This is a genomic window from Microcoleus sp. K4-B3 (assembly GCF_036704615.1).
GTDB lineage: Bacteria > Cyanobacteriota > Cyanobacteriia > Cyanobacteriales > Microcoleaceae > Microcoleus.
Genome location: NZ_JAUBSF010000186.1, coordinates 1 through 3,089 on the forward strand (window position 1 = coordinate 1; position 3,089 = coordinate 3,089).

The 3,089-nt window shown below is 46.6% G+C and carries 2 protein-coding genes and 1 pseudogene; all 3 read left to right on the forward strand.

Annotation, left to right across the window (positions count from 1 at the left end):
• Positions 1 to 631, forward strand: a pseudogene (locus QUA78_RS32070) (reverse transcriptase/maturase family protein); the annotation flags it as partial.
• Positions 632 to 1,239: 608 nt separating this feature from the next.
• Positions 1,240 to 2,487 (forward strand): group II intron reverse transcriptase/maturase, encoded by a 1,248-nt coding sequence (gene ltrA, locus QUA78_RS32075; RefSeq protein ID WP_333399236.1) that lies wholly within the window; start codon positions 1,240 to 1,242, stop codon positions 2,485 to 2,487.
• A gap of 91 nt (positions 2,488 to 2,578) precedes the next feature.
• Complete coding sequence (locus QUA78_RS32080) at positions 2,579 to 2,896, forward strand: HNH endonuclease signature motif containing protein (protein WP_333307182.1); 318 nt, start codon at positions 2,579 to 2,581, stop codon at positions 2,894 to 2,896.
• The last annotated feature ends 193 nt before the right edge of the window (positions 2,897 to 3,089 follow it).

Below are 3,089 nucleotides of genomic sequence, written 5' to 3' on the forward strand. Positions count from 1 at the left end.
TTCATCCCAAAAGCGCTTCGCTTCCAAGTTTTCACAACTGATAAAAAAATCCGACCCACATCTGCGGAATGTGGGTTCTAAGGTCAGCCCGACCCGGAGAGTATGGATTCCAAAACCGGGAACGGAAGAGAAGCGACCTCTAGGTATACCTACAATGAAAGACCGAGCCTTGCAAGCACTCGTCAAGATGGCACTAGAGCCTGAATGGGAAGCGCGATTTGAACCCAACAGTTATGGATTCAGAGCCGGAAGGTCATGTCATGATGCAATTGAGGCAATATTTAACGAGATTAGGTATAAAGCCAAATACGTGCTAGATGCCGACATCTCCAAGTGTTTCGACCGCATCAACCATGTAGCGCTGCTCAACAAACTTAATACATTCCCCACCATTCGCCGTCAAATACGAGCCTGGTTAAAAGCGGGAGTGATGGACAATATGCAGCACTACGAGACATCTGAGGGTACTCCACAGGGTGGGGTCATCTCCCCACTACTAGCAAATATTGCCCTCCACGGGATGGAACACCGGATTAAACAAGCTTTCCCCAGAAGGACAATAGTCAAGAAAGGGAAATACTCTGGTTATCAATCAGGAGCAACATTAATCAGGTATGCAGATGACTTCGTGAGCGCGACACGATGTCGCATGTTGTGAGTGAGGAGGTGACTTCTCTAGGTTAGTGTCCAAACCTATCCTCAATCTCCAAGGGCATCACTGGTAACGGTGGGGTCTTTTGCAAGGAGGTAACGTCTAAGGAACGTCCAAGCCATTTGGACAAACCGGGCAAGAGGAAGACTGAATGGGTGAACGCAAGTGAATCTCTGATGAGGCTGCGTGACGTCTGGTCATCGAAATATGGCTGATACGGTGATGAAGGGACAATGAACCTCGGTCTTACCAACCGAGGCACGGAATTCGGTCTTATGAATCGAATTCGAGGACACCCCGTCCCCGCAGTAAAGGAGACACCCTCTTCAGTTGCATCTCTAACATGTGGAACGTGATAACCCCAATGGGGTCTGGATTTCCAGTAGGTCAACCGCAAGGACGACTGAATTCCCCAGTGGGACAGGGATGACCCCTTAAGCGAACGCCAGTAAGCCGAAAGGCAAAGGAAATCCATAACCTGCTGGATAGGGAAATACCCAACCTGAAAGGGTGCTGACGTGGGTCAGGTGAATTACCCAAAGACTTCTGTAATGATTTCTCACTCAGGGGCAAGTTAGATGCAAAGCATGGCTTTAGCAAACGGAACCAAAGGGCAAACCGATTGGAACGCCATTAACTGGCGCAAAATCAATCGGACTGTCAGGAATTTGAGACAGAGAATCTTTCGGGCGACCACAGAACGGAACTATCAAAAGGTACGTTCGCTTCAAAAGCTAATGCTACGAAGCTATGCCAACATTCTGATGAGTGTTCGCAGAGTGACGCAGCAGAACGCAGGTAGAAATACGCCAGGAATTGACAAAGTAGTGGTGAAAACTCCTACAACCAGAGGCAAATTGGTCGATGAATTATCGGCTTTCACCCTTTGGAGAGTAAAACCTGTGCGTCGGGTGTACATACCGAAAGCAAATGGAAAACAACGCCCACTGGGAATCCCCGTTGTCAAAGACAGATGTCTTCAAGCAATGGTCAAGAACGCTCTTGAACCAGAGTGGGAGGCAAATTTCGAGGGAACCAGCTACGGATTCCGCCCTGGTAGAAGTTGTCACGATGCCATTGAGAAGATCTTCGGCTTAGCTCGACCAAATAAACGGAAGAAATGGGTCGTAGATGCTGACATCAAAGGCGCATTTGATAATATCAGCCATGAATTCTTGCTCAAGGCAATTGGTGAAGTCCCTGGTCGGGAACTGATTAAACAATGGCTCAAGGCAGGATACATTGAACAAGGAGTTTTTCATGAAACGGATAGTGGAACTCCCCAGGGCGGCGTGGTGTCTCCCTTGTTGGCTAACATTGCCTTGCATGGAATGGAGGAAGCCATTGGTGTCAAATACGACTCCAGAGGTCAGTCTATTGGAAAGCGAGCAATCGTTCGTTATGCGGACGATTTTGCAGCATTCTGTGAGTCTAAAGAAGATGCCGAAGAAGTGAGTGAAATCCTAAAAAGTTGGTTGCAACAAAGAGGGTTAGAGCTATCGGTCCAGAAAACCAAAATTGTTCATCTGAGTGAGGGATTCGACTTTCTAGGCTTCAACATCAGACACTACAGAGCCGAAAAAACCTCTAAAACAGGTTGGAAGCTGCTGATTAAGCCAAGCAAGGAATCGGTAAGCAAAATACGGAATAAGTTGCGAAAGGAATGGCTATCCTTGCGAGGGTCGAATGTTCTAGCAATTATTAAACGCTTAAACCCGATTATTCGAGGATGGGCGAACTATTTCCGTTCAGGAGTGTCTTGTGAAATTTTTCATAGTCTTGACCGTTGGATGTTTCATCGGGCAGTTCGCCCGAGTCAAGCACACCCACCCTAAAAAAACCCGTTACTGGAGACAAACCCGATATTGGGGCAGGCTGAATTTAGAGCGTAGCGACCGATGGGTATTTGGTGACAAAACCACAGGAATGCATTTGCTCAAATTTAGCTGGTTCAGGATAGAAAGACATATTCTGGTGAAAGGCAGATCATCTCCTGATGATCCAAATCTTAAAAGCTACTGGCAAGACAGGGAGAAGGCTAAATCTAAATCTCTTACTCCCAGTAAACAAAAGATTGCTCAGAACCAAGGATGCATTTGTCCTAAATGCGGAGAATCTCTATTCAACGGGGAAGAACTGCATGTTCATCACATTGAACCAAAACAACAGGGTGGGAGCAATAGCTACAAAAATCTCCGATTCTTACACTTCTACTGTCATCAACAGATTCATGCTGCAAAATGACTGAAGCATGTGGAAGCTAGTAATTTGCTTAAGCCGGATGTGATCAAAGGTACAAGTCCGGTTTTGAGGGGAGGGGGTTACAGCGATGTAATCCCTTTACCCGACTCCTTCACGAGGACAAGCTCGTAGTTCAAAGATGCCGAGAGATAATTTCGGAATGGTTAGTTGACATGGGTTTAGAATTAAAACCTGA

Excerpts from the sequence above, each read along its gene's own strand:
- QUA78_RS32080 (WP_333307182.1), top strand. The coding sequence starts at position 2,579 with ATGCATTTGCTCAAATTTAGCTGGTTCAGGATAGAAAGACATATTCTG.
- ltrA (WP_333399236.1), top strand. The coding sequence starts at position 1,240 with ATGGCTTTAGCAAACGGAACCAAAGGGCAAACCGATTGGAACGCCATT.